This is a genomic window from Sporosarcina pasteurii, from assembly GCF_041295575.1.
Classification (GTDB): Bacteria; Bacillota; Bacilli; order Bacillales_A; family Planococcaceae; genus Sporosarcina; species Sporosarcina pasteurii.
This window is the reverse complement of sequence record NZ_CP160452.1, coordinates 1,197,047-1,221,492: the sequence shown is the minus strand read 5'-3', so window position 1 is coordinate 1,221,492 and position 24,446 is coordinate 1,197,047. Positions and strand designations below refer to the sequence as shown.

The following is a 24,446-nucleotide window of genomic DNA, read 5'->3' as shown; positions in this document are numbered from 1 at the left end:
TCGCACAAAAAAGCCCATTCATGCCTAGTAGAATGAGCCTTTCAATCTAATCCATATAGATTTACATTGTAATCGCGCCGTCTACATGCAGGACATGACCATGAACATACGACGCCTCGTCAGAAGCTAAAAACAAATAAGCATTTGCAATGTCATCAGGTGTTCCTAATCTTTGTAGAGGAACCATTGCATTCATCTTTTCAACAACGTTTTCAGGCATGGCCTCAACCATCGCAGTGAGCGTGAAACCTGGTGCGACAGCATTCACATTAATGCCTTTCCGCCCTAATTCTTTTGCCCAAGTTTTTGTCATGCCGACAACAGCCGCTTTTGAAGCCGCATAATTCGTTTGACCGAAGTTTCCATAAATTCCGCTTACAGATGAACTGGTAATGATTTTGCCTTTACCCTTTTCAATCATATGGGCAGCGACTTCTTGTGTACAATTGAAAACGCCATTTATATTCACATTTAATACATCTTGGAAATTTGCTTCTGTCATTTTCGTGAGCGTTGCATCTCTCGTAATTCCCGCGTTGTTAATTAAAATATCTACTGTTCCGAACTGATTAATCACCTTTTCAACCATTTGCTGAACACTTTCCTGATCACTTACATCTACTTGCACAAAGAGAACATTCTCTGAATTTAACTCGTTCACAAGCTCAGCGCCGGCCTTTTCATCAAAATCGCCAATGACGACTTTTGCTCCTTCTTCTAAAAACCGTTTAACCGTCGCTTTTCCAATTCCATTTGCTCCACCGGTAATAATCGCCACTTGACTTTCCAATCTCCTATTCCCCATTCGTTCTCAACTCCTTTTGTTTTTTGTATTCCATCCCTTTGGTTGCCCTTCCACTTCAGAAGAGACTGTTCGTAAGTTTCGCTCTACTAATTAGTATAATACTAACCTTGAGAATCAATACCTAAATTTATAAGGTTCTTTATGCGCTATAATTAAATGAGATACCCAGGTTTTGATAACACAAAACTAATTACTCAATTAAAGGTGGCGAATATATTGAGAAAAATCATCGATGCGCATATGCATTTAGATCAGTATTCTGATCTGGATATAAGAAGGATCATCACTGATTTGGACCGGATCCAATGTACAAATGTTATTTCCGTTTCCTCTCACTTGGATTCTTGCCGCACCAATTTAGCACTTTCCCAAAAGTTTGAACAGGTAAAGCCAGCGTTTGGTTTACACCCTGAACAGGAACTTCCGTCTGACACTGAGATTGAAACCTTATTTTCATGGATTGCAGACCAACATAAAGAGATGGTTGCGATTGGCGAAGTTGGACTTCCCTATTATTTAAGAAGTGAAATGAACAATGACGCGCGATTTCCGATTGAAGGATATATTGAAGTACTTGAACAATTTATCAAGTATGCTAAAAAATGGGATAAACCCATTATTCTCCATGCCATCTATGATGATGCGCCAATTGTCTGTAACCTACTTGAAATGCACTCGATTGAAAAAGCACACTTCCATTGGTTTAAAGGGAATACAGCTACAACTCAACGTATCATGGATAACGGTTATTACATCTCTGTTACCCCAGACGTTTTATATGAAACGGAAATTCAAACACTCGTGAGGCAATGCCCGCTAGAACAAATGATGGTAGAAACGGACGGACCCTGGCAGTTCAAAGGAAAGTTTGATGGACAAATGACACATCCAAAGATGATTCACGCCTCCGTATCTATGATTTCGCAGATAAAAGAAGTCTATCTTGCAGAAACATATCGTACCTTGCATAATAATACGTTTGAATTTTACAAGCTGGATAAGTGAATGATTCCAATCTTTATTCAAGAAGAAATTCACCTAACAAAAACCGTGCAATCCATTCGATTGCACGGTATCTTGCTTTTCTTCAAACAGACACAGTCTCCAAAATCCCTTTATGTGTCTTTTTTACTTGTTCAGCCAGCCCCTCAATTTGCTTAATGGCTTCATCACGGCCTTTGTCTTGTTGTTGCTTCGCCTCTTTTATAGTTGCTTCTAACTGGTCTTGCGTCTCTGAAAACAGTTCTAATAATGAATGGCTAGGATTCCAAGAAAGCGCCAACGCTTTTTCATTAATTTCCTTTACAGCCGATAGCCAGCTAGATGATAATTCACTTTGGTTCTTTTCTGCTGATTTTACGGTACCTTCGAGCTTTTCATTCCACTCCTCTGCCATCTTTTTAGACTCACTTTCTGCAGTGTACAAAGATTTACGTGCAGCTTCTAACAAATCTCTTTGATAAGCTAATACTTCCAATGATTTTTTCTCAATATCATTTTGAATGCCCTGAAGTGATTTAAAGCTGTTTAACCAGCTATCCCAAATCGCTTCTACCCCGTTTACTGCTTGTTGCTGTGTGTTCTCCACTACTTTTTTCGTCATGTGAAATCCTCCCTTTATCGTTTTCCATGAGACATGGAATTTATGTTGAATGCAAAAATTGCATATCACCCAAAACTATTTGTCTTCCTGGTCTTCCTTTTCCCCTTTTGAAAAAAGACTATACGGCGAGAGAAACGGATTGTATAGCGAAAAAAACTGATCAAGCATTTTTTGATACTGGCCTAATGACTTCGCCCATATATCTAAATATTGTTCCCCTGCTTCTGTAATCGAATAAATTCGCTTTGCTGGTCCACTTGACGTTGTGTCCCAAGTAGATGAAACTAAATTATCTTTTTCAAGCTGTCTTAAAATACGATAAAAATTCCCTTGATCGATAGATTGAATGCCAAACTGTGTAATCTTCTCCATTAACTCATAGCCATGTGTATTCCAGTCACGTAAGTGCAGCAGCGTAATCGGAATCAGAAAGTTTCTCGGCGTTCCTAAATTTTGCTGCTTCTCTTTTTTCGTTTCATCTTTTTTTGAACTCAATTTATTCACCACCTCAATGACCGTTTAATTCATCTATATGTAATTTACACCTATATGGTTTTAATGTCAACTATTATAAAACATTTCAAAAACGGTCGAATTGTCGAATTTTGTAGATATATATGCTTATTTGATGAATTGTTAGCCCTTTTTAAGTATTCCAAATTTTCATAGTTAGCGTTACAATTAATGTTGATGCTTATGCTAGGAAAGGAGATGAAGTTTCATGTCGCAAACATTACCTATCGATCCGTTTAAGATTTGGAAAGATATTTATGATAAAACGGAAAACGCTTGGAATGATGCAATTCAAGAGTCACTTGGTAAAGAGTCTTTTTCCGAAGGATTGGGACAGACTTTAAATAGCTACTTACAATATCAGGAGTTTATTACGAAAACAGCAGAGTCCTATTTGACACAATTCAATATGCCTTCGCGCGATGAAGTCGCAAATGTCGCATCACTTGTGATAAATACGGAAAACAAAATTGATAATCTAGAGGACCAGCTTGAGGAGCTTGTGGAAGAAAACAAAAAAGAAATCAATTCTCTTAAAAGAACGATTTCCAATTTAGACAAAAAACTCGATCGTATTCTTGCTGAAGTTGAGAAAAATGAAAAAACTGGGACTCCTGCTAAAAAGAAATAAAAGTAAGAGATAACTTTTTTCAGAAACAAAAGCGTAAGTGCCTTAATCTTAGGGGGAGATAGCAGTCTAAAGCCGCCACGTTCTATTGGTACCTTAGTTTCTGTAAAGTTCAAAGAAATTAAGGCAAATCGAGCCCTACGCTATTCGATTGGCAACGACTGCAACAGTCCAGGATCTTTTAGTTTCCTGTACAGCAATCAAGCACTTTAAAACAACATAGGGGTGGATGACATAATGACAGTTCTAGACGTAGTAGCAGCGGAGAATAAAACAATTGTTAAACCATTAGAAGGAAAAGTTGCAATTGTGACAGGCGGTTCTCGTGGAATCGGCGCAGCGATTGCAAGAGAATTAGCAGATAAGGGCGCACACGTAGCAATTAATTATCAATCCCGTTCAGATGCAGCAGATGAAGTGATCAAAGATATCGAAGAAAATGAAGGCTCTGCTATTGCAGTAAAAGCAGACGTTTCAAACTCACAAGATATCGCGGATCTTATTGAAGAAGTGAAAAACAAATACGGTAAAATTGATATTCTCGTAAATAACGCTGGGATTACAAGAGATCGTACATTCCGCAGACTTTCAGAAGAAGAGTGGAATGAAGTGATTAATGTAAACTTAAACAGCGTTTACAATACAACTTCTGCAGTGATTAATCATATGCTTGAGCAAAAATCGGGACGAGTCATTAACATCAGCTCCATCATCGGCCAGGCTGGCGGTTTCGGACAAACGAACTACGCTGCTGCGAAAGCGGGAATGATTGGTTTTACTAAATCACTAGCATTGGAAACTGCACGGAATGGCATTACAGTAAACGCAGTTTGCCCAGGCTTCATTGGCACTGAGATGGTTCAAGCAATGCCGGAAGACGTATTGTCAAAAGTAGTTGCCAAGGTGCCAATGCAACGTCTTGGAACACCGGAAGAAATTGCTGAAGCTGTAGTATTTCTAGCGCAAGCGGACTATATTACAGGTCAGACAATCAATGTAAACGGCGGTCTATACATGTAATCATCACCATACATTGTAGCAAGGTGCTTCCAGCATTGGGAGCGCCATGTTTCGTTATGCAAAGTTTAAAGAGGGGGATTCGTGAGAAATGATTTATACAAGTATGAAGGATTTAGAAAACTGGGTCGACAAATTACCTGATGAATATAAAAGCAACTATAACCGCCTGAAACGATTTTCGGAAGTATTAACTACTGAACCGGAGCCACTTGTTGGACAAACGCCTAAAGAAGTCATTTGGACAAAAAATAAATCGAAGCTGTATCGTTATCAACCTGCGATTAAGAAAACGAATAAAGTGCCAATCCTTATGGTTTACGCCTTGATCAATAAGCCATATATTTTGGATTTAGCACCAGGCAATAGCCTTATCGAGTATTTGACAAACCAAGGACATGACGTCTATTTATTGGATTGGGGTACTGCGGGCTATGAAGACCGTCACATGAAACTAGAAGATTACATCATGGATTACATTCCACGTGCCACAAAAAAAGTGTTACAAACTTCAAATGCGAAGGAATTAAGCGTGCTTGGCTACTGCATGGGCGGGACGATGACGTCAATCTTTGCAGCACTCCATCCAGAGCTGCCAATTCGTAACTTGATTTTTATGACGAGTCCATTTGATTTCGCAGATGCTGGTCACTATACGAATTGGTTAGACAAAAGGTATTTCAATTTAGACAAATTAGTAGATACAATGGGCAATATTACACCTGAATTCATTGATTTTGGAAACAAATTGCTTAACCCAATTCAAAACTTCTACGGCCCGTACGTTAGTCTGGCTGATCGTGCGGATAATGAAACTTTTGTGGAAGGCTGGAAACTCATGCAAAAATGGCTGAAAGATGGCATTCCATTCCCTGGCGAATCCTATCGTCAATGGATCGGTGAATTCTACCAGGAAAACAAACTGATTAATGATGAACTCTACGTGCGCGGTCGTCAAGTTAAACTGGGCGATATTAAAGCAAACGTCTTAAACATTGCAGGAAGTCGCGATAATATTGCGTTACCGCATCAAGTCGAAGCGCTTAACGATAAAATTTCGAGCAAAAACAAAACATTCCACCTGCTTGAAACTGGCCATGTGTCCGTAACAGTCGGACGGACAGCAATCAATGAAACCTATCCATTAATAAACGAATGGCTAGTAGAAAACTCGAAATAATGATTGAATGAATGTAACAGCCCAAATTATAATTTGGGCTGTTTTTTTATCGTAGAATTGAATGATGGCGGACGTTTCCTTTGTAGGGTTTTGCCTTGTGCAGTAAAATCCGTCAATTTAAAAATAAAAGCCGCCTATGTTAAACCGCTACATAGGTGACTTGAATTAAGTTAGCTATATGCAATTCCACAAGAACAACGATTCTCCCCTAATAATAGATGATAAGAAGCAGGAAACTCTTGATTGACTCGCTGTACTTCAACGGCAAATTCTTCGCTATCTTTTGGCACAAATGACAGTGAATCTGCCTTCTCCTGCGTGTCAACATGGGCGCCTGGCGGTACGAATCGATCCGCTGCAATGTGCACGCCATTTGTCACGACGGCATTGTTTGAAATAAATGCCCCTTCTTCAACAATGGCATTATAGACAATCGCTTTAAATCCAACGAAGACATCATCTCCAATATAAACAGGGCCGTGGATGAGCGCGCCATGAGCAATTGTTACATCGTTTCCAAGGTAGATTGAATAACTTCCTCCCCCAACAGAAAAGCGTTTATCTAATAATCCATGAAGAATGACACCATCTTGAAGATTCACATTCGAACCAATGTAAAAAGGCGTTCCTTCATCTGCACGAACACTTACATTCGGCGCACTAAAAACATTATCATGAATGTAAACATTCCCAATCACACTCGAAAATGGACTTACATATGCGCTTTCATCAATGGTAGGATAATATCTTACAGGATTAGATGGTGTGATTGGATTAGGACTGATATAAGGTTGAAAACAATCAAATTCGAAAACTCTTCTCAAGCGGGCACCTCTCTCTCAATTTAACTCCCTAATCAGTTTATGTGAATCGAAGTGAATGTAGTAGTTCTTTTAAATAAAGAGCATGTCAAGTTTGAAATGCCCCCCAAAGAATTTTTTTCGTCTATGCCGATAACCAATCTTAAATAAGTAGCATATTGATATATAAACGATTGGAGTGGATCGATGAGGAAGTTTAATCCAGATAGACTCGCTGTTGAATACAGGAATGGGGTAACAGCTACAGAACCAATCATTCCAAGAAAACATACATTAACTCACTCTGATTTCACTGGAGAACTATTCCTAACAATTGGAACACAAGTTGCTTGGGACAAAGTTAATAGTGACTTGAGAGACGAAGTCATAGGCGAATGGAAAATGTGTGGAAATTTCTTGTACTACAATGTATATCTCTATATAGATAATAAAGAGCATGACTTAAATGCAGCAATCAGTCGGAATGAAATTTTCCGAAGAGAGCTACCCCTTGCATTAACAGCTATTCGATACGGAGATAGATTTCTATTTGATCTATACCCTAAACTAGATGATGTAATCATCATCGTAAACTTTATGTCTATTTATCCTCAAATTTGTAAACGAGAAAGTTGGGGAACATTCAGCAATTACTCCCTATAGTACTCACCTATCATTTGAAGGCTGAAATATAAATTGTATATTTCAACCATTTTCTTAGTATAGATACCCTTTCACTTGAGGCGGTTTATTTTCAACTTCATTTCAAGAGGCATTATATATTCCATGTCATTTATATCTTCATATCAATTACTAAAACACGCAATTCCAATAAATTAAACTATTCAAAATTAAATAAAGGGTTTTTGAAATCTATGTAGAATAAGTATGTTAGAGCGTCTATAATGGCCTCTTTTTTTGTGTGTCTCAGCTAAAATCAGTTATTATTCATTCTCATCATAGAACTACAGATCGTAGCTACGTTCTTATTAAGCATTTTGCTTATTAAGATATATATCATTTCTAAGGGAGAGTGTTTTCGTTGAGCTTATCGATTCAGGAGTTGTTGAAGAACAAAGGAATTGAAGTGAAAGAAGCACATTTGGATGTTCTTGAAGCACGTTGGACAGGCATGCAAGCTTTACGTGGAAATTTGGAGCATGTGAAAATAGACGATGCTGATATTGGCGTACGTAATATTCCAGGAGGCGACCACATTGAGTAAAAACTTAATTGACCTAGCTGTTGAAGAACTTGCACCATTATTAGAGAATAAATCCATTTCCCCTGTGGAATTAACAAAAGAAGTTATAGAGCATGCAGATCACACTGAACCTCAAATTAATGCCTATATGGACATTTACCGTGAAGATGCTGAGAAATCTGCAAAAGAAGCTGAAAAAGAGATTTTAAACGGCAAGTATCGCGGCATGTACCACGGAATTCCAATGGCTTTAAAAGATAACTTATATTTCAAAGACAAAGTCACAACAATGTCTTCTAAAATTCATAAGGATTTCGTATCCAACTACGATGCCACTGTTGTTGCAAAACTGAGAGAAGCGGGCGCCGTATTTACCGGTAAACTAAGCATGCATGAATACGCATGGGGCATCACGAATAATAATCCACATTACGGAGCTGTACGAAACCCTTGGGATCTCGATAAAATTCCAGGCGGTTCAAGCGGTGGTTCTGGAGCGGCAGTTGCAGCAGGTTCCAGTGTCGCGTCCCTCGGAACAGATACAGCCGGATCCATCCGCATTCCAGCATCTGCTTGCGGGATTGTCGGATTAAAACCTACACATGGACTCGTAAGTAAATATGGCTGTTATCCGCTTGCTTGGTCATTAGATCATATCGGTCCAATGACGAAAACGGTTAAGGATGCCGCTGGTTTACTAGAAGTCATTGCAGGGTACGATAAAAATGACCCTACTTCAGCGAACGTTCCTAAAGAGAATTATCTCTCGAAAATCACTGGTGACGTAAAAGATTTAGTTATTGGTGTGAATGAAGACTTCTTCTTTAACGAAGTAGACTCTGATATTGATAAACTTGTTCGCGCTGGCATTCAAAGTCTTGTTGATCAAGGTGCAAAAGTTGAGACTGTGAAAATCCCAACATTGCAATATGCTGAGTGGGCCGAGCTCGTCACTTCCTTATCAGAAGCCTCTGCAATTCATGACACCGATTTAAAGAAACGCCCTGAGGACTTCGGCGATGACATTCGCATGCTTTTCGAATTAGGACAACTTCCATCTGCTGTGGATTACTTACAAGCCCAACAAGTCAGAAGGCAGTTAAAGCAAGACTTCCAAAAGGCATTTGAAAAAGTAGACGTGCTTATCTCCCCTACTTTACCAGTTGCGCCGAATACAATCGGAGAAGATCTTGTAGACTTAAACGGCAAGCAAGTAGACTTAATTGATAACATCATTCGCTTCACAGGACCTGCAAACTTAACAGGTATTCCTGGTCTATCTGTGCCGTGCGGTTTCAAAGGTAACTTGCCAATTGGCTTACAAATCATGGGACCAGCATTCAGTGAAGCTTTACTGTTAAATACTGGATACGCACTCGAGCAGACGAATCCATTGCAAGGTAAAAAGCCTAATTTACTAATTAGAGCTTAATCAACATTCGTCAACTTGAAAAGCCGCGATTCTTCATGAACGCGGCTTTTTATTATGACATGCGAACCTATTCCAATCCCTTCCCCATGCCCTTCAAGAAATTCAAACCAAATTTAACTGCACGGTTAACATCTGGATCATTTAATGATCTGATTACGTCAAATGCACTAATCGAATCGTTATTTCCATTGTAAAGTTCTGCTTCATCCAGTCCGCTCTGTAAACTTTTCAAGAGTTTTGCAGAGACTTCCGGATCAATCGCCGAAAGCCCTGCTGATGCATTCATGACATGTTTGATCAAGTTTGTCACGGGCTCGCGAGACACTTGATTAACCGCAATACCAGCGATTTGATCTTTTGCTTTCACCATTGCCTGTACCGCATCGAGTATTCCTGCATCGTTTATTTCTCCGGTAATTTCAAGTATTTTATTAATTGCCTCGTCCTGTTCGGTGAGTAATGACTGAAGTTCTACTAGTTTCTCTTGCTGAATTTCTTCTGGCGTTTGTTTGTGCTCTTTAATAGAAGTAATCGGTTTCGCCATAAACCATCACCTTCCCTTTTCCGTCGTTAAATGTACATATCCCGGGCGTCTCCATTTACGCTCAACCTCAATCCCCGTTGTTGGATTGCGCTTTTTATTGCGATGGTTCGACTTCGGCAACGGATTCTCGCCGTCTTTCTGGAGCACTTCCATTCGAACCATCGTTTGTTTAAATGCGGGTGTATTCGTTCGCTCGTCAACTGCTGGTCCTGTTAGGAAGTTAATGGCTGACTTTTTCTCCACTGAATTCATCGGAAGAAATAGTTCATTCCCTTGCACACGGTCCGTGACGAGTGCGGGGAGTCTTAGGGAACCATAAGGAGACGTAAGCCGAACGATAGAACCGCTCATGACGCCTCGTTCTTTGGCCAGTTCCGGTGATACTTCAACAAAAATCTCTGGCACTTTCGATTGAATGCCATCTGATTTATTCGTTAAGTTGCCTTCATGGAAATGTTCAAGGATTCGGCCGTTATTAATGTGTAAATCAAACTCCTCCGAAAACTTCACAGGCTCCACCCAATGAGATAAAGCAAACCGTGCTTTTTTATCTGGAAAATTAAATCCTTCTGTATATAATAACGGTGTACTTGACCCGTCCAAACTTCCCCATAAAAAGCTATTCCAGCCTTCTAATACACTGTAATCAGCTTGACTGAATAATGGAGATAAACTTGCCATTTCCGCGAATATTTCGCTAGGATGTGTGTAATTCCAATTTGCACCGAGTCGATTGGCAACTTCTTGTACAATCCACCAATCTGCTTTTCCTTGCCCTAATTCTGGAAGCGCTTTGTATAAACGCTGCACACGTCTTTCCGTATTCGTAAAGGTTCCATCCTTTTCGAGTGACGGAACAGCTGGTAAAATGACATCCGCATACCTTGCAGTTCTTGAAAAGAAAATATCTTGAACGACGAGAAAATCCAGCTTAGATAACATATCGTGGACATAGTTGGCGTTGGAATCAACAAGTGCCATATCTTCACCGATGATGTACATCGCTTTCATAATGTCATCGTTAACTGCTTCTAGCATTTGGATATTGTCAAGTCCAGGTTTATTGTCAATTTTCACACCGTACGCTTTTTCAAACTTCTGTCTTGCTTCGTCATCCGTCACATGCTGATACCCCGGCAACCAACCCGGCAGCGTTCCCATATCACAGGCGCCTTGTACATTATTATGTCCGCGTAATGGATAGGCCCCCGCACCCGGACGGCGATAGTTCCCTGTCGTAAGAAGCAAGTTAGAAATGGCGGCAGAAGTATCCGAACCACCTGTATTTTGCGTGACACCCATGCCCCAAAGAATACATGTACCATCCGCATCACGAATCGTTTCCGCTGTTTGAATAAGCATTGCTTTCGATACACCAGTTATTTTTTCAGCATAGTCCAACGTATACTTTTCAAGGATTTCTTTAAATTCATCAAATGAATGAATATTCTCTTTAATAAATCGTTCATCATGCCAACCATTGTCTATCATATATTTCGTTACGGCCATTAACCATACTTGGTCAGTGCCCTGTTTCGGTCTCATAAATAAATCCGCACGCTCTGCCATTTCATGTTTTCTAAGATCAGCAACAATCAATTTTTGACCGTGCAATTTATGCGCACGCTTCACACGTGTTGCAAGAACAGGATGTCCTTCAGCAGGGTTTGCGCCTACGATGATGACAAGTCCAGCTTCAGCAATATCTTTAATCGTTCCGGCGTCTCCCCCCATGCCGACTGTTCGAAAGAGTCCGTCAGTAGCTGGAGACTGACAGTATCGGGAACAATTATCTACGTTATTTGTTTCAAACACTTGTCGTGCAAGCTTTTGAATGACATAGTTTTCTTCGTTCGTAATCTTTGAGGAAGAAATAATGCCGACTGAATCTTCACCGTGTCTCTTATGAATGTCCCCAAGATTCTTGGCAACGAGGTCCAGCGCTTCATCCCAAGATGCTTCAACGAATTCATCATCTTTTCGGATAAGTGGCGTTGTAATCCGCTTTTCACTATTCACAAAATCCCAGCCAAACTTTCCTTTCACACAAGTTGAAATGGCATTAACTGGTGCCTCAGAAACCGGTTGGATTTTCAAAATCTTACGGTCTTTCGTCCACACTTCAAATGAACAGCCAACACCACAAAACGTACAAACCGTTTTCGTCTTTTTCGTTCTCGTTTCACGCATGGTTGCTTCCGCCTCAGACACCGCCATAATCCCGCTGTAGCTAGGTTCAATCTCTTTCACTAAATCAATCATCGGCGTGAGTATGTCTTCTTTCATGCCCGTCATAAATCCGGCTTCACCAAGCATCGATTTTTCCATTAATGCATTACATGGACAGACGGTCACACAATGCCCGCAGCCGACACATGACGAATCATTAATCTTTGCGCCACCATCCCACAAAACAATCGGACGATCCCTCTCCCAATCCATCGTCAACGTCTCATTTACTTGTAAGTTCTGACAAACCTCCACACATTGCCCGCAAGCAATACATTGGTTTGGATCATAGCGATAAAATGGGTGCGTAAAATCAACACTGTCTTCAGTACATTTTGGCTCATATGGATATTTTTGATGTTCAACTTCCATCATATGTACAGTATTATGAATTTTACAGTTCCCATTGTTATTGTCACAGACCGTACAGTACAGCAAATGGTTTTCAAGAATTCGATCCATTGCTTCCGTCTGCGCTTCCTTGGCACGCGCAGATGAAAGAGAGACGGTCATTCCTTTGACTGCTTTCGTTGAACAAGCGCGCACTAGCTCCCCATCCACTTCAACAATACATGTATCACAAGTTTCGATGGGATCTACTTCCGGCAAATAACAAATTTGCGGATGTTCAATGTTATGCTCATTGATTACTTGTAGTATCGTCATGCCGTCTTGAAATTCATAATTTGATTCATTTAGCTTGATTGACATGGAAGCGCCTCCTTTTCCAATAAAAAACCACCATGAATACGCCTATAGCCTAATGGTGCGCTTTCATCATGGTGGAAGTTTTCTTGCAAAGCCTACTAGATTACGATTCAATCTAATTGAAGTCAAAACATTTTCATATATCTTCTTTCATTCTATTATAGTTGATAGAATAGATTGAAACAATGTATTATTATAATTATCTGAAAGAACTCTAACTAGTATGATATGATGTCGAACATAATATATGAGATTTGTTTGGAGGGAGTTTATATGAAACAAGTCAATAAACGAAAAGTTCACCGTTTTTCAAACGGCCATTTCAAGCAAATTGAAGATATCATTGCGGTTGAATACCCAATCACAATAAAAATTAACGGCAAAGAATTTATCACAATCGTCTGCACCCCTGAGTATATTGAAGACATGGTTGTTGGTTTTTTAGCATCTGAAAAAGTCATTGGCAAATATGAGGATATACAAAAGATTTGGGTGCAAAAGGACTTAGGTTTTGTCCATATCGAAACGAGTAAGGTGTTTCCATATTACGAACAATTGCATAGCAAAAGATACATCACCTCTTGCTGTGGCATGAGCCGTCAAGGATTTGTGTTTGCGAACGATGCGTTAACTGCCAAACAAATGACCAAGACGAATGTGACATTAACGCCTAAAGAATGCTTTTATTTAATGAAAGAAATGGAGAAAACAGCAGATGTTTTTCATCATACAGGCGGTGTCCATAATGCCGCTTTATGTAACCAAAAAGGCGTTGTGCTGGCAAGAATGGATATCGGCCGGCATAACGCATTAGATAAAATTTATGGATACTGTTTAAGAAATAACATCTCCGTACACGACAAAGTCATTGTGTTCAGCGGCCGTATTTCTTCAGAGATTTTATTGAAAGTCGCAAAAATCGGCTGTGAAATTGTTCTTTCAAAATCGGCGCCTACGGAACTTGCGTTGGAACTTGCGGAAGAACTTGGGATTACGACGGTTGGGTTTCTTCGGAATGAGTCGTTTAATGTGTATACACACCCGGAAAGAATCGTTTCAAATCAATAATTGAATGTTTTATCTGATTTGTGTAAACTAAAAATTATACGTACGTCGAACTCTCACCCATCTACCTGACTGCTTGATTTTCACTTACAGATAGATGGTGAAAGACCAAACTGTATTGAATGATAACTAATATCGGTTGATTAAATAACCAAAACTAAAGCCGATTCATCCCACAACGGACGTCATGAGAGTTGTCGGCCTATCTATAAAATTCGGCAATTTAATACTTCATGCTACCATTAATTGTATATCCCCTTCTCAATTTGTTCTCCTTCAGGGAATTCTTTTTCCACTGATTGAACTTCAGATTGCTCTTCTTCATGAAGAATCCGATTCACTTCTTGCTGCATTAATACATCTGCATTTGTAGCCCCATACTTAGAGATCGACCATTTATAAAAAATGAATCCTAGTAAACTCCAGACGAGAATGATAATCCATTCATACGGCCATAACAGTGCAGATGGCATGCCTGGCATATATAAAATTGCAATGCCGATAGACATAAACAAAGCAATCCATCCAATAGACGTGCCACCTTGAACGCGGAATGGTCGTTTCATTTCCGGACGCTGTTTCCTTAGAATAATGAAGGAAAGTGATACCATAAGCCAAGCAACGACTAAAGCGAGACCGCCTGCATTAACGAGCCAAACGAGTGCTGGTCTTCCAAATAAAGGCGCTGCGGTTGTTAAAACTGCGATTAAAAGAATTGCATTGTGTGGCGTCTTATACTTCGGATGAAGTTCTGCTAAAAATTTCGGTAGCATGCCTGCTTTTGCTAATGCGTAGATGGCACGGCTTCCACCAACATAAAAACCAATCCAACTTGTTAAGATCCCACCAATTCCGCCAAGCACAAGCACATTGCCCATCATTTTGCTGCCCCCGAAAGCCTGTGCCATCGCATCGGCCGTTACCAAAGAAGAACCAGCAATTTCTGACGGCGTCAAAACCCGTGAAACACCGAAAATAATTAATAGATACCAAGTAATCGCGAGGATAACCGAAAAGATGAGTAACTGGCCAATCCGCTTACGAGGTAAATTAATTTCCTCCGCTGCTTGAGGAATGACATCAAATCCAACAAACATGAAAGGTGTCATAATAAGTACAATTAAAAGCCCACTCATGCCATTGCCAAATAAAGGTTTCATATTCTCAACATTTCCGGCCAATGAGCTCCCTGTAATTAATAAAACGCCGGCAATCGCAATTAAGAGCGTTAAAATCCCCATAATGACACTCGTCAATTTCATCCCGCGATAATTAATCCAAGAAATAAGAATCGAGCCAACAATCCCAACGGCGGCCCATGTAAGCGTTACATCCCAGCCCGCAATTGTATACATATGACCGACTCCGTATCCAGGGATGAGATAATCGAAAACGGTTGGGAGCGCAACAGCTTCGAATGCTATAACAGAAACATACCCAAGAATGATTGCCCAGGTTGTAATAAAAGAAGCCAACCTTCCCATTGCAGCAAAGCCGTAATACATTTCTCCCCCCGCTAGTGGCAAGGCAGACGCTAATTCTGCATAAGTTAATCCAACAAAAACAACGAGCAATCCCCCAATTAGAAATGCAATAATTGCCCCAAGCGAACCAGCCTCTGAAATCCAAAGACCTGCAGTAACAACCCATCCCCAGCCAATCATAGCACCAAATGCAAGTGCCAGAACATCCTTATTCCCTAATATTTTTAACAGCTTTTGATCTTCCATTTTCATACCCCCTTATGTTTAGCTTTTAATTATATAAAACGCTTACATCAGTTATTTCATGCCTTCCTCCTTGCTATGCCAATAGAAAAAGCCAATTCAAAAAGACCTCGATGGAGACTGTAAGTCAAATTGAACTGGCTTGTACCTGCGAAGAAAAACCTGACTTAGGCTTTAAACAGGCTAGGCAGTATTTTTATTTCATTTGAATGGTTACTGCCTATTATACACAAGGGAATGACTATTGTAAATGTTCTAAATAATTATTTTAAAGCAATTTCTTCTTTAACTTGAAGGAGCTGTTGGAATGAAGAGTGCTTATTAAGAGATTGCGAGCCACTGAATTCTTCATTATTCTAACAAACCCTGTTTAAATCAGCAGTGTTTTAGCTGATTTTTTCAGTAGCTTCCCTCTTTAGATTTTTCTTACGATAAAAAAAGGACATCACCGATTCTTGGCGATGTCCTTTTATCAAACTGAGTGTATATTCTTTTTCTTATTCGTTAAAAAATCCTCTCTGGCGAAGCAATTCACGATTTAGATCTTTATTTTTTTCGAATGCCGCTCTGCCGTGCAACCAGAATAAGTTGTTCAATGCTACTAAATCACCTACCGGTAATGTAAGCTCCAACACGCTACTGTCGTTCTCCATTGATTCTGATAATCCTCTTAAATATTGTGCTTGTTCAATTGTTTCAGGGTATACGAATTGGTCGATGAAGCAAATACAAGGCTTATCATTTTGCTTAAAGAATGTCGCACGGTGCACTTCTTGGTCAACATTTTTACTGCTCGGTGCCTTATACTGGAATTTGTAGCTCGCAAGCGGATGGTTGGCGTAAGTCTCTAATTCAGCCCAATCATCTAAATGCAATAAACGTGATTCTCCGCCAACTGCATTTTCCTCAAACATTTTTTGCATGATTAACCAATCCGTCGGCTCATCAACAAACGTTCCATCTGTATGCATTGTGAATAGACGATATGCTTGACGTAAGTATGAATCACTATCGTCAGTATCTTTCACAACGAAACGTGCGTAGTATTTTCCTGACATTGCATCGAAATTTGGTGTTCCTAAAATATGGGAGATAGCTGTTGAGAAAATGACATATTCATCAGTATCCTTCGTTACGCCTTCTAAACCAACAGTGAAGCCGCCGGTCTCTCTGTCATGGATAATTCCAGTTAAAATGTCGCCAAACTCTTCACCCAATTCTTCTAAAAGATATGCCGCAACAATGCGCCTTTCAAGCGGCGTATACTCTAGCCTTTGGACTGATTGATCGTCCTGGCGGATTCTGTCTAAAAAGTTGATGATTGCCTCTTTTTCAATCGTAATATGATAAAGCCGATCTGATTGAGGATGTACGTTCACTTCATATTTATCTGTTTTAGTTTCGAATGACTTACTCGCTTTTTCTACAATTTTCATTTCCAATTCCTCCTAAAATAATTATTAAAAATAGAAAAACCAGTTGAAAATAAATACCCAGACGTCTTGGGTTTTATTTACCAACTGGCTCCAATTTACCTATCTGCTCTGCTTTAACAGAGTCAAAGTAAATTCGACAGTAATTTATAATAAAAGTTTCACAGACTATTTATGTTTCTGAATGGAATGTTCATACGATAAATATGTCTAATTCTGATTACAAATCTATCTTATCACAAAATTTGAAAGAGTTCAACTATAATTAAAGTATTATTTCAATTGCTGATAGTGTTGCTCTAAATCTTTTAAAGCGGCGACAAGTGTTTTAGTAGCTTTTCCTTTGTAGTAATTTTGAATGCACTCGGAGGCCTCAGCTACCCCTTCATTTAAACTAAATCCCTTCAGCAATTCCCCAATAAAATCTCTTCCTTGGTCTGTAGCTAATGTGCAAGAAGCTTCTATAATGACACCGTACTTGATATCTACTTCTGCAGTAATCGTTAAACTGTCAAATACATTTTTAGCCGCCATTCCTTGCGGTAATCTCGCGTGACCTGCTATAAACATAGTTTTTCCGTTAAACATAAACTTCCTCCTTAATTCCGGTCTCTCTTTCCAATAGATGTGAAGCTCCGGAAATTCTTCGAACAATTTCCTTACCTATTTCAATTGAAGCGGTAGCTGCAGGTGATGGTGCATTGCACACATGAATTGTATTTTTCCCCATAATAATATGAAAATCATCCACCATCGTCCCATCTGCACTTAATGCTTGTGCTCTAACTCCTGCAGGCGCCGGTATTAAATCTTCTTCCTTTATTTCTGGAATGAGCTGTTGTAAACTCTTCGTAAATCTTTTTTTGCTGAAAGAACGTGCGTATTCCTCCATTCCTTCTTTCATAAATTTATTGGCAAGCAGCCAAAATCCTTTGAACCTCAGCACTTCGGCAAGGTCTTTTGCACTAAAATCAGTTTTCTTATACCCTTCACGTTTAAAGCTTAATACAGCATTCGGTCCAGCATCCACTTCTCCGCCAATCATTCTTGTAAAATGAACACCTAGAAACGGGAATTTGGGATTAGGTACAGGATAAATTAAATGTTTAACCAAATGTCTTTTTTCGGGAACTAAATTATAGTACTCTCCCCTGAATGGAACAATTTGCATATTTGTTTGATATCCTGCGGCTTGTGCTACACGATCACTATGTAAACCGGCACAGTTAATGACTGTCCTTGCCTTAAATGTCTCGTTTTTCGTTTCAATAATCACATAATCATTTTCTTCATTGATATTCTCAACCTTGGCATTCAGCTTAATTTCCCCGCCATTGGCTACGATAATTTCTGCAAATTTCTGACTAACCTGCTTATAGTTAACGATGCCAGCTTGAGGTACCTGAATCGCACCTAACCCACTAACATGAGGCTCTATTTCTTTTAATTCATCTACGCCGATTTTTTGGATATCTAGTTTATTTTCAAGCCCTCTTTTGTATAAATTATCTAATAAAGGAAGTTCTTCTTTTGTCGTAGCCACGATTACTTTACCACAAATATCATGTTCAATTTCATGCTTCTCACAAAATTCCGTCATCGTTCTGCTGCCTTTTCTTGCAAATTCCGCTTTAAAACTTCCAGGTTTATAATAAATACCAGAATGAATCACCCCACTATTATGCCCTGTCTGATGTGTTGCAATCTCCGCTTCCTTTTCCAATACGACTACTTTGGCATTTGGAAATCGATCATATAAAGCCATCCCAGTTGAAAGTCCAACGATTCCTCCTCCAACTATTAAAAAGTCATACATCGTTAATATCCCCCTTATTAATCGATCATTTCCATGTATTCTAACAAGTTGTTTTTCGTTCTCAAGACATGGTACTCTACCGCAGAACGTACTTCAGAGGCACTTCCTCGGCATACCGCTTCATAGATAAGCCTGTGCTCACGTTGGGTTTGTTGATAGTATTCGTGTAATAAACTTGGTGCCACTGGAGATATTCCTAGATTATCGACAGTCTTCATTAACCTGACCCAAGGACTTTTCTGTCGTAATAATTTGTGGTATTCATTGTTCAGTTGGATATAAAGTTCATTCGTTTCCTCATTTATTTCTAAATTTTCCATTTCTATTAAAGTTTCTTCGAGTAATCTCTTATCTACTTCACTAATATAAGGAAGTGCTTTTTCTACGACTAATCCTTCTAACATCATTCTCATCGTATAGACTTCTTCAATATCTTCTTTCGTAAACGAATTAACAATTGCACCTTTATGTGGAATAACTTTTACAAGTCCTATCGCTTCAAGCTGAGTTAAAGCCTCCCTAATCGGCATCCGGCTAACCTTTAACTTATCAGCCCATTCTTCTTGAATAATTCTGTCTCCGCCTTTAAGCATACCATCCAGAATTGCTTGTCTTAATTCTTTGACAACTGAACTGACAATCGTAGACTTATCATTTATCATTTCCATTCTTCCACCTTCTCTTTGGATACAATTACATTTAACTTTATCATATATTCTGATAATAATCAATATACACAATCAACTTTGTATCCAATCCTGGTACTCGCGAATGAAATGCGAACACTTATCTGTATACTGTTCAAATAAAGTGGAACTTCAATCATTGGGGGTCCTCATCCCCAACTGATGAACAAAAGCTAAAAGCGTCACGCCCTGTGACAACGCTTGTGTGACACACTCCTGTTGGCCCGAACCAATCGGGCTTTTACGGGCAGTTGAGAGTTTTACTGCCCGTTAATGCGGGATAAAAAAACAGGCGTAAAGTCCATGATTTCTCCAGCAAATCTATTTATACGGAAAAACAATTGGTTGAAGTGGAGCACCTGTAGCACCTTTAATCGGCATAGCCTTCGCAATAAATCCAGACTCGTATACCTTTTCTTTTGCCAGCTCTTCCAAATTTAAGAGTTCAATAATTGGTATCCCAACTTCGGCAAACAAGTAGGTATGCACAGGAAAGTAATTATCTGGCTCTACAGAAGGTCCTTGTTCAAGTGCAATATTATCAGCACCGATAATCATTGCTCCTAATCCCGCTAAATATTCGGCACCTTCAATGTTTAGTCCTGGTGAATTATTTAAATACTGATCTCGATTCGGCCAAACCGTCATTCTACCAGTGCGGATCATAATAATATCGCCTTTTCGTATGTCAACGCCTTGTTTTTGAATCGTTTCTTCAAGATCTTCTTTTCCGATTCCATATGAATCTGGCAACATATCTACGCCTTTTACAGCTGCTACATCCAATAGGATCGCCCTTGCAATAATGACTGGGAATTTTTCTGGACCGCATTTATTCCAATGACGGCTACCTAAGTGTTCCTTTTCATTGAATTCATTCCATATTTCACCTCTATAGCCGAAGTGATTCAATGTATCGATATGAGTTCCGCAATGTGTATACATTGAAATCGCATCCCCAGAGTAACTGATTAACTCCTTGCCTGCTTGACTAACATTCATTAGATCATCATTTTCATTTCCAGTCGGTGTGTGAGTCATCCATATTTGGAAAGGCGGATCCCCTGCACCTGACCACGAAGGCATTCCATTAAAGTATTCAACAGTTAAATCAAAAGTTCTAGTAATGTCTATGCTTTTCATAACTTGTTCTCTTGACTCTGAAGTAATCCAATTTAATCGACCTATTTCATCGTCAGGCCCCCACGGACTTTTACTAGCCATTAATGTTCTTTTATGTTTAAGTTTTTCCATATCCATTACAAATTCACACATTTTTATTTCCCCCTCATAGCCCCTTTAATTTAAGGTAATCTACTTTATGAAAGTATTACATCTAATTGGATACAATAATATGCACAATACTTGTATTTGACAACAACCTTTATAAACCCCATAGCTAGAATGAACAATGGATCCAACTCTACATTGGATCCATTGTTCACTTTACTTGAATCATTACTTTTTCTTTTCATTTTCCGTTTCTTTCAAGACTTTGCAACCACCGCATTGCTTACAGCCCAAATTCGCACGACACATGTTTCTTTCCCTCCTTATAAAATCATCTGTTAAATCAGAAACCGGGCATAAAAAAACCCAATCCTGCATTTACCTCAGTAAACACAAGACTGGGCTTCTGCGTAATTCCAACGGTCTCCCGCGGTGGAACAGATTTCAACAGTCTTCTTAATTTAACAGTTCATTTTTATGCGTACTATTTTACAAGAACCGGTAAAGGCTATTTTATCGGAAAGTAAATTTTGTACGCCTTAACGATATATTATACTATTTAAAATATTTTGTCTACTGTTTTTTGACCGTAGCATAAAAAATTATGCGGAACAGATTAAACCCTCCCAATGGGCCGTATTTATATTCCGATTTCTTGCTCATAAGCATAGGCAATTCGGTAAAGATCACTTTCTCCAAAAGCCTTCCCGATGAGTTGAAATCCATTTGGCAGTTCACCGCCAGAAGCTTTAAATGGAACGGATATACTTGGCAAACCGGTTAGATTTGTAGGGCCTGTCAGCCTATTTAATATCGAAAATATATGTTTCTTAGCGCCATTTACTTCTATTTCTCTTTCATGAAGATTCGTTGGATAAATAGATGTAACCGGGGTCATAATCGCATCGACTTCTTCAAAAATCTGATTAAACTGGAGAATAGCTTGTTTTTTAATTTCCAATGCCTGGATATAGTCATGCGCTTTAACACTTTCACCTTGCTGCAGACGACTTTTCACTTCGCCATTCCACTCATGCGAATGATTTTTAATATGTAGCTTGTGCGTTGCATAAGCTTCACTTCTTAGTACAGTTTGAAATGCTTGTGATATGTCTTCCATACCTTCAATATTTATATAGCGAATTTCAGCGCCGAGTTCTTTATATAGTTGAATCACCTTTTCGATTTCTTCCCTGATGCCATCTTGTAGATCATCAAAATAAAATGAGGTAGGAATTCCAATTACAGTCCCCTTTACACCATCATTCATCGCTTCTGTAAAACTTTCATTTTTCCTATTCACCGAAGATTCGTCTTTTGCATCATAACCCGCAATGGCATTTAAAACGATTGCATTATCTTTAACCGTTCTAGTCATCGGCCCTATATGGTCAAGTGACTGGCATAGTGGATATCCCCCCCATTTACTGACCCTTCCATATGTTGGTTTCATCCCAACAATTCCGCAAAAAGCAGATGGAATCCGAATTGATCCTCCAGTGTCTGTCCCTAGTGAGGCATAGCATAATTGAGATGCTACCGCCGCCCCGGATCCGCTGCTCGAACCTCCAGTAATTTTCGCCAGGTTATGGGGGTTTCTTACCGGTCCAAAGTAAGAAGAATCGCCGGTAGTACCATAGGCAAATTCATGTGTATTAAGTTTCCCTATCATGATTGCCCCTGCTTGATGTAAGCGAGTCACAACAGAAGCATCGTAGCTTGGATAAAAATCTTTATAAATTGAAGAACCCATTGTTGTTCTTATATCTTTTGTGAATATAAAATCTTTTAATCCTATTGGGATGCCATGCAATGGACCCCTGATTTCCCCTCGCATAATTTCCGATTCTGCTTTCTTAGCGGCAGCCAGCGCATGTTCATCTAGAACTGTGATATACGCATTCAGTTTTGCGTTAACTACATGAATTCGGTTCAAAACTTTCTTTGTAACTTCTATCGGAGATATGTTTCTACTCCGAATTGCTTCGGATAGTTTGTCGATATCCCAATTAATAACTTTCTCATCAAGTTCAATCATTTCCACCATCCCCCTTTTAAATTAGTTCAAATACGATTGCCCCTTTTCCAAGGCGATTGTAGGATCATCCCTTCCACGTTTGGATTTTCACCACCCACTTGGGAGAATGTTAAACGTTTTCATAATTGTATATACTGAAGCGCTTACAAAGGTGAGTACAATTAAAGCCTGCACAGCAGGATGGGCGAGCCTACCACAAGTCCATTCAGGTTCTCGGGTGCCGATTTTCCTAGCTCTATTTAGCATCAATACAGGTAAAATCCCCATGATTACACCCGAAAAAGAACCTGTTAAAGATAAAACGTCTACAAAGCCAATTAATCCAGTATAAGCAATCACAAATGGAGGTATTGCAACAATACTTAACGCAATTAAACGGAATTTCAAATCCCATTCTGATGGGAACTTTAATTTATCAACAATATTCGTTAATAAACTTTGTCCAATCGCCCAAAATGAAGTCAGAAAAGCGAAAAGGGTAAATATATTAGCAGTAAAGAACGCCCATTGCCCTAATGCTTCTGCCCATGCAATTGTTACAATTTCAGTTACTTTCTCCGGTCCATTTAAGCCAAGTGCTGACATGGGGACGAGAATTAGTAGTATTGCAACAATTGTATTACCAGTGATAATTGATCTTGGCAAGCGTTTAATATCTCCATTGACAAACCCGCGAGTTAACTCGGGAACCGCGTATTGACCGATAAAAGTAAATATAACAAGCGTAAAAATAGGAATCGAAACGCTAACGTTCATATAAGTAAGGTATTCACCCTTTAAACCAGGTCCAATCACCGTCGCAAGTATTAAAATTAAAACCATAATCACCATACAGGCAGTAATCACTTTTTCTGCAGCCCCTACAGCTTTTAAACCAAACCAGACAACAACTACTGCCGGTATGAAAAAGAGTATACTCCCAATGATAGGTGGTACATTTAAGATTTCTGATAGTACTCTTCCGCTTCCTGTCGTATAAGCAATTAAAGCTCCTAACGAGTTACCGAAAACGGCAATAAACATTAACCAGGCACCAACTTTACCAATATAAGTTTCTGCTAGTCCACTTAGTTGGAACGGTTTTTTCGTACGCAATGTTGTTTCAGCGACATATAACATTGATATAGTGGTAAATAGACCTGTTAAGATTACCCAAAATACAAGAACAGGAAATCCGGCGTTTTTAGTTCCATATGCTAGACTCAGTATCCCAGCCCCGATACTTGAGCCAACAATAATTGCCACCCCGTCCCAAAAATTTATATTTTCAATGCGTAAGGATGACTCCTTAAAACCTTCGTTTTGTGTGCTTTGCGTAATGATAGGATCCGATTGTTCTTTTTCTATGACAATAGACTCAATATTTAACTTCTCCCCTTTTATTCCCATCCCACAATCCCCCTTTTAATCTTTGTAAGACATTATCCTACACATAATACACGTTGTCCTTTTGGTATACAGCTTGCGATAATTTAATTCTTCTGATAATTCTAGCTCGAAATTATCAAAAGACCATTTTGTATCCAATCTAAACTGTATCACAGGTTTTATTTAACGTCAATTCGATATTTTTCGACTATTGTATCCAAAGATGAGGAAATGAGATTATCTGACGCTTCGTTTATACATCTTATCATTAAAGTTCGTCCCATACTTCCACTGCTTTTTAAGCGATTTATTATTAGTAGATGAAAAGGAATAAATGGGCACATGTACTGCTCAAACGCGCCTTCCTATGATTAGTGCGGACAACTAACACTTCAATTTGTACTGAATTTTCCATGTAAA

At 39.2% G+C, this 24,446-nt stretch carries 22 protein-coding genes; 8 read left to right on the top strand and 14 right to left on the bottom strand.

Going from position 1 to position 24,446, the window contains the following annotated elements; genetic code table 11:
* Positions 1–61 precede the first annotated feature (61 nt).
* On the bottom strand, positions 62–805 hold the full coding sequence (gene fabG, locus AB1H92_RS05510; RefSeq protein WP_115361692.1) for a 3-oxoacyl-ACP reductase FabG: 744 nt from the start codon (positions 803–805) through the stop codon (positions 62–64).
* 216 nt (positions 806–1,021) lie between these two features.
* Between fabG (AB1H92_RS05510) and AB1H92_RS05505 the strand changes: the two genes are divergently transcribed.
* Positions 1,022–1,810, top strand: a complete 789-nt coding sequence (locus AB1H92_RS05505; protein ID WP_115361694.1) for a TatD family hydrolase — start codon at positions 1,022–1,024, stop codon at positions 1,808–1,810.
* 82 nt (positions 1,811–1,892) lie between these two features.
* Here AB1H92_RS05505 and AB1H92_RS05500 read toward each other — a convergent pair whose 3' ends face one another.
* Positions 1,893–2,408: a hypothetical protein gene (locus tag AB1H92_RS05500; RefSeq protein ID WP_115361696.1), complete on the bottom strand. Its 516-nt coding sequence runs from the start codon at positions 2,406–2,408 to the stop codon at positions 1,893–1,895.
* 75 nt (positions 2,409–2,483) lie between these two features.
* A complete protein-coding gene (phaQ, locus tag AB1H92_RS05495; RefSeq protein ID WP_370475427.1) occupies positions 2,484–2,912 on the bottom strand; it encodes a poly-beta-hydroxybutyrate-responsive repressor in 429 nt (142 codons plus the stop codon).
* A 217-nt stretch (positions 2,913–3,129) separates the two neighbouring features.
* Here phaQ and AB1H92_RS05490 point away from each other — a divergent pair, with 217 nt between their 5' ends.
* The 3 genes from AB1H92_RS05490 to phaC all read left to right on the top strand — a co-directional run bounded on the left by AB1H92_RS05490 (position 3,130) and on the right by phaC (position 5,746).
* A complete protein-coding gene (locus AB1H92_RS05490) occupies positions 3,130–3,552 on the top strand; it encodes a poly(R)-hydroxyalkanoic acid synthase subunit PhaE (protein ID WP_115361699.1) in 423 nt (140 codons plus the stop codon).
* A 234-nt stretch (positions 3,553–3,786) separates the two neighbouring features.
* Positions 3,787–4,569, top strand: a complete 783-nt coding sequence (gene fabG / locus AB1H92_RS05485; protein WP_115361701.1) for a 3-oxoacyl-[acyl-carrier-protein] reductase — start codon at positions 3,787–3,789, stop codon at positions 4,567–4,569.
* A 91-nt stretch (positions 4,570–4,660) separates the two neighbouring features.
* Positions 4,661–5,746 carry a class III poly(R)-hydroxyalkanoic acid synthase subunit PhaC gene (gene phaC, locus AB1H92_RS05480; protein ID WP_370475563.1) on the top strand — a complete coding sequence of 362 codons (1,086 nt, stop codon included), beginning with the start codon at positions 4,661–4,663 and terminating at the stop codon, positions 5,744–5,746.
* Positions 5,747–5,916: 170 nt separating this feature from the next.
* On the opposite strand, the gene AB1H92_RS05475 is transcribed toward phaC, so the two are convergent.
* Positions 5,917–6,570: a carbonate dehydratase gene (locus AB1H92_RS05475; RefSeq protein WP_115361705.1), complete on the bottom strand. Its 654-nt coding sequence runs from the start codon at positions 6,568–6,570 to the stop codon at positions 5,917–5,919.
* A gap of 183 nt (positions 6,571–6,753) precedes the next feature.
* Between AB1H92_RS05475 and AB1H92_RS05470 the strand changes: the two genes are divergently transcribed.
* From AB1H92_RS05470 to AB1H92_RS05460, 3 genes are all read left to right on the top strand, one after another.
* Complete coding sequence (locus tag AB1H92_RS05470) at positions 6,754–7,209, top strand: staygreen family protein (RefSeq protein ID WP_115361707.1); 456 nt, start codon at positions 6,754–6,756, stop codon at positions 7,207–7,209.
* 370 nt (positions 7,210–7,579) lie between these two features.
* Entirely contained in the window at positions 7,580–7,771 is a 192-nt protein-coding gene (locus tag AB1H92_RS05465; RefSeq protein WP_243835729.1) for a hypothetical protein, read from the top strand.
* Positions 7,764–9,182, top strand: coding sequence for an amidase (locus AB1H92_RS05460; RefSeq protein WP_115361709.1), 1,419 nt, complete (start codon positions 7,764–7,766; stop codon positions 9,180–9,182). Before AB1H92_RS05465 ends, AB1H92_RS05460 begins: the two co-directional genes overlap by 8 nt.
* Positions 9,183–9,249: 67 nt before the next feature.
* Here the strand turns inward: AB1H92_RS05460 and AB1H92_RS05455 are convergent, their stop codons facing one another.
* Together AB1H92_RS05455 and fdhF are read right to left on the bottom strand one after the other, a co-directional pair.
* Positions 9,250–9,726 carry a DUF1641 domain-containing protein gene (locus AB1H92_RS05455; RefSeq protein ID WP_115361711.1) on the bottom strand — a complete coding sequence of 159 codons (477 nt, stop codon included), beginning with the start codon at positions 9,724–9,726 and terminating at the stop codon, positions 9,250–9,252.
* A 6-nt stretch (positions 9,727–9,732) separates the two neighbouring features.
* A complete protein-coding gene (gene fdhF / locus AB1H92_RS05450; protein WP_115361713.1) occupies positions 9,733–12,666 on the bottom strand; it encodes a formate dehydrogenase subunit alpha in 2,934 nt (977 codons plus the stop codon).
* Between the two features lie 270 nt (positions 12,667–12,936).
* On the opposite strand from fdhF, the gene fdhD reads away from it, so the two are divergent.
* Positions 12,937–13,731 (top strand): formate dehydrogenase accessory sulfurtransferase FdhD, encoded by a 795-nt coding sequence (fdhD, locus tag AB1H92_RS05445; protein ID WP_115361715.1) that lies wholly within the window; start codon positions 12,937–12,939, stop codon positions 13,729–13,731.
* A 239-nt stretch (positions 13,732–13,970) separates the two neighbouring features.
* Here fdhD and AB1H92_RS05440 read toward each other — a convergent pair whose 3' ends face one another.
* The 8 genes from AB1H92_RS05440 to AB1H92_RS05405 form a co-directional block, all read right to left on the bottom strand.
* Positions 13,971–15,458, bottom strand: a complete 1,488-nt coding sequence (locus AB1H92_RS05440) for an APC family permease (protein WP_115361717.1) — start codon at positions 15,456–15,458, stop codon at positions 13,971–13,973.
* Between the two features lie 494 nt (positions 15,459–15,952).
* The gene (gene glaH / locus AB1H92_RS05435; RefSeq protein WP_115361718.1) at positions 15,953–16,891 is read right to left on the bottom strand and encodes a glutarate dioxygenase GlaH; all 939 of its coding nucleotides are present in this window, start codon (positions 16,889–16,891) and stop codon (positions 15,953–15,955) included.
* A gap of 270 nt (positions 16,892–17,161) precedes the next feature.
* Entirely contained in the window at positions 17,162–17,476 is a 315-nt protein-coding gene (locus tag AB1H92_RS05430) for a DUF3870 domain-containing protein (RefSeq protein ID WP_115361720.1), read from the bottom strand.
* Positions 17,469–18,704 (bottom strand): L-2-hydroxyglutarate oxidase, encoded by a 1,236-nt coding sequence (gene lhgO / locus AB1H92_RS05425; RefSeq protein ID WP_115361722.1) that lies wholly within the window; start codon positions 18,702–18,704, stop codon positions 17,469–17,471. Before lhgO ends, AB1H92_RS05430 begins: the two co-directional genes overlap by 8 nt.
* 17 nt (positions 18,705–18,721) lie before the next feature.
* Positions 18,722–19,366 carry a GntR family transcriptional regulator gene (locus AB1H92_RS05420; RefSeq protein WP_243835728.1) on the bottom strand — a complete coding sequence of 215 codons (645 nt, stop codon included), beginning with the start codon at positions 19,364–19,366 and terminating at the stop codon, positions 18,722–18,724.
* Positions 19,367–19,711: 345 nt separating this feature from the next.
* A complete protein-coding gene (locus AB1H92_RS05415; RefSeq protein ID WP_208407982.1) occupies positions 19,712–20,665 on the bottom strand; it encodes a cyclase family protein in 954 nt (317 codons plus the stop codon).
* A gap of 595 nt (positions 20,666–21,260) precedes the next feature.
* Positions 21,261–22,658, bottom strand: coding sequence for an amidase (locus AB1H92_RS05410; RefSeq protein ID WP_166739481.1), 1,398 nt, complete (start codon positions 22,656–22,658; stop codon positions 21,261–21,263).
* A gap of 87 nt (positions 22,659–22,745) precedes the next feature.
* Positions 22,746–24,047 carry an aromatic amino acid transport family protein gene (locus AB1H92_RS05405; RefSeq protein ID WP_115361728.1) on the bottom strand — a complete coding sequence of 434 codons (1,302 nt, stop codon included), beginning with the start codon at positions 24,045–24,047 and terminating at the stop codon, positions 22,746–22,748.
* Positions 24,048–24,446 lie beyond the last annotated feature (399 nt).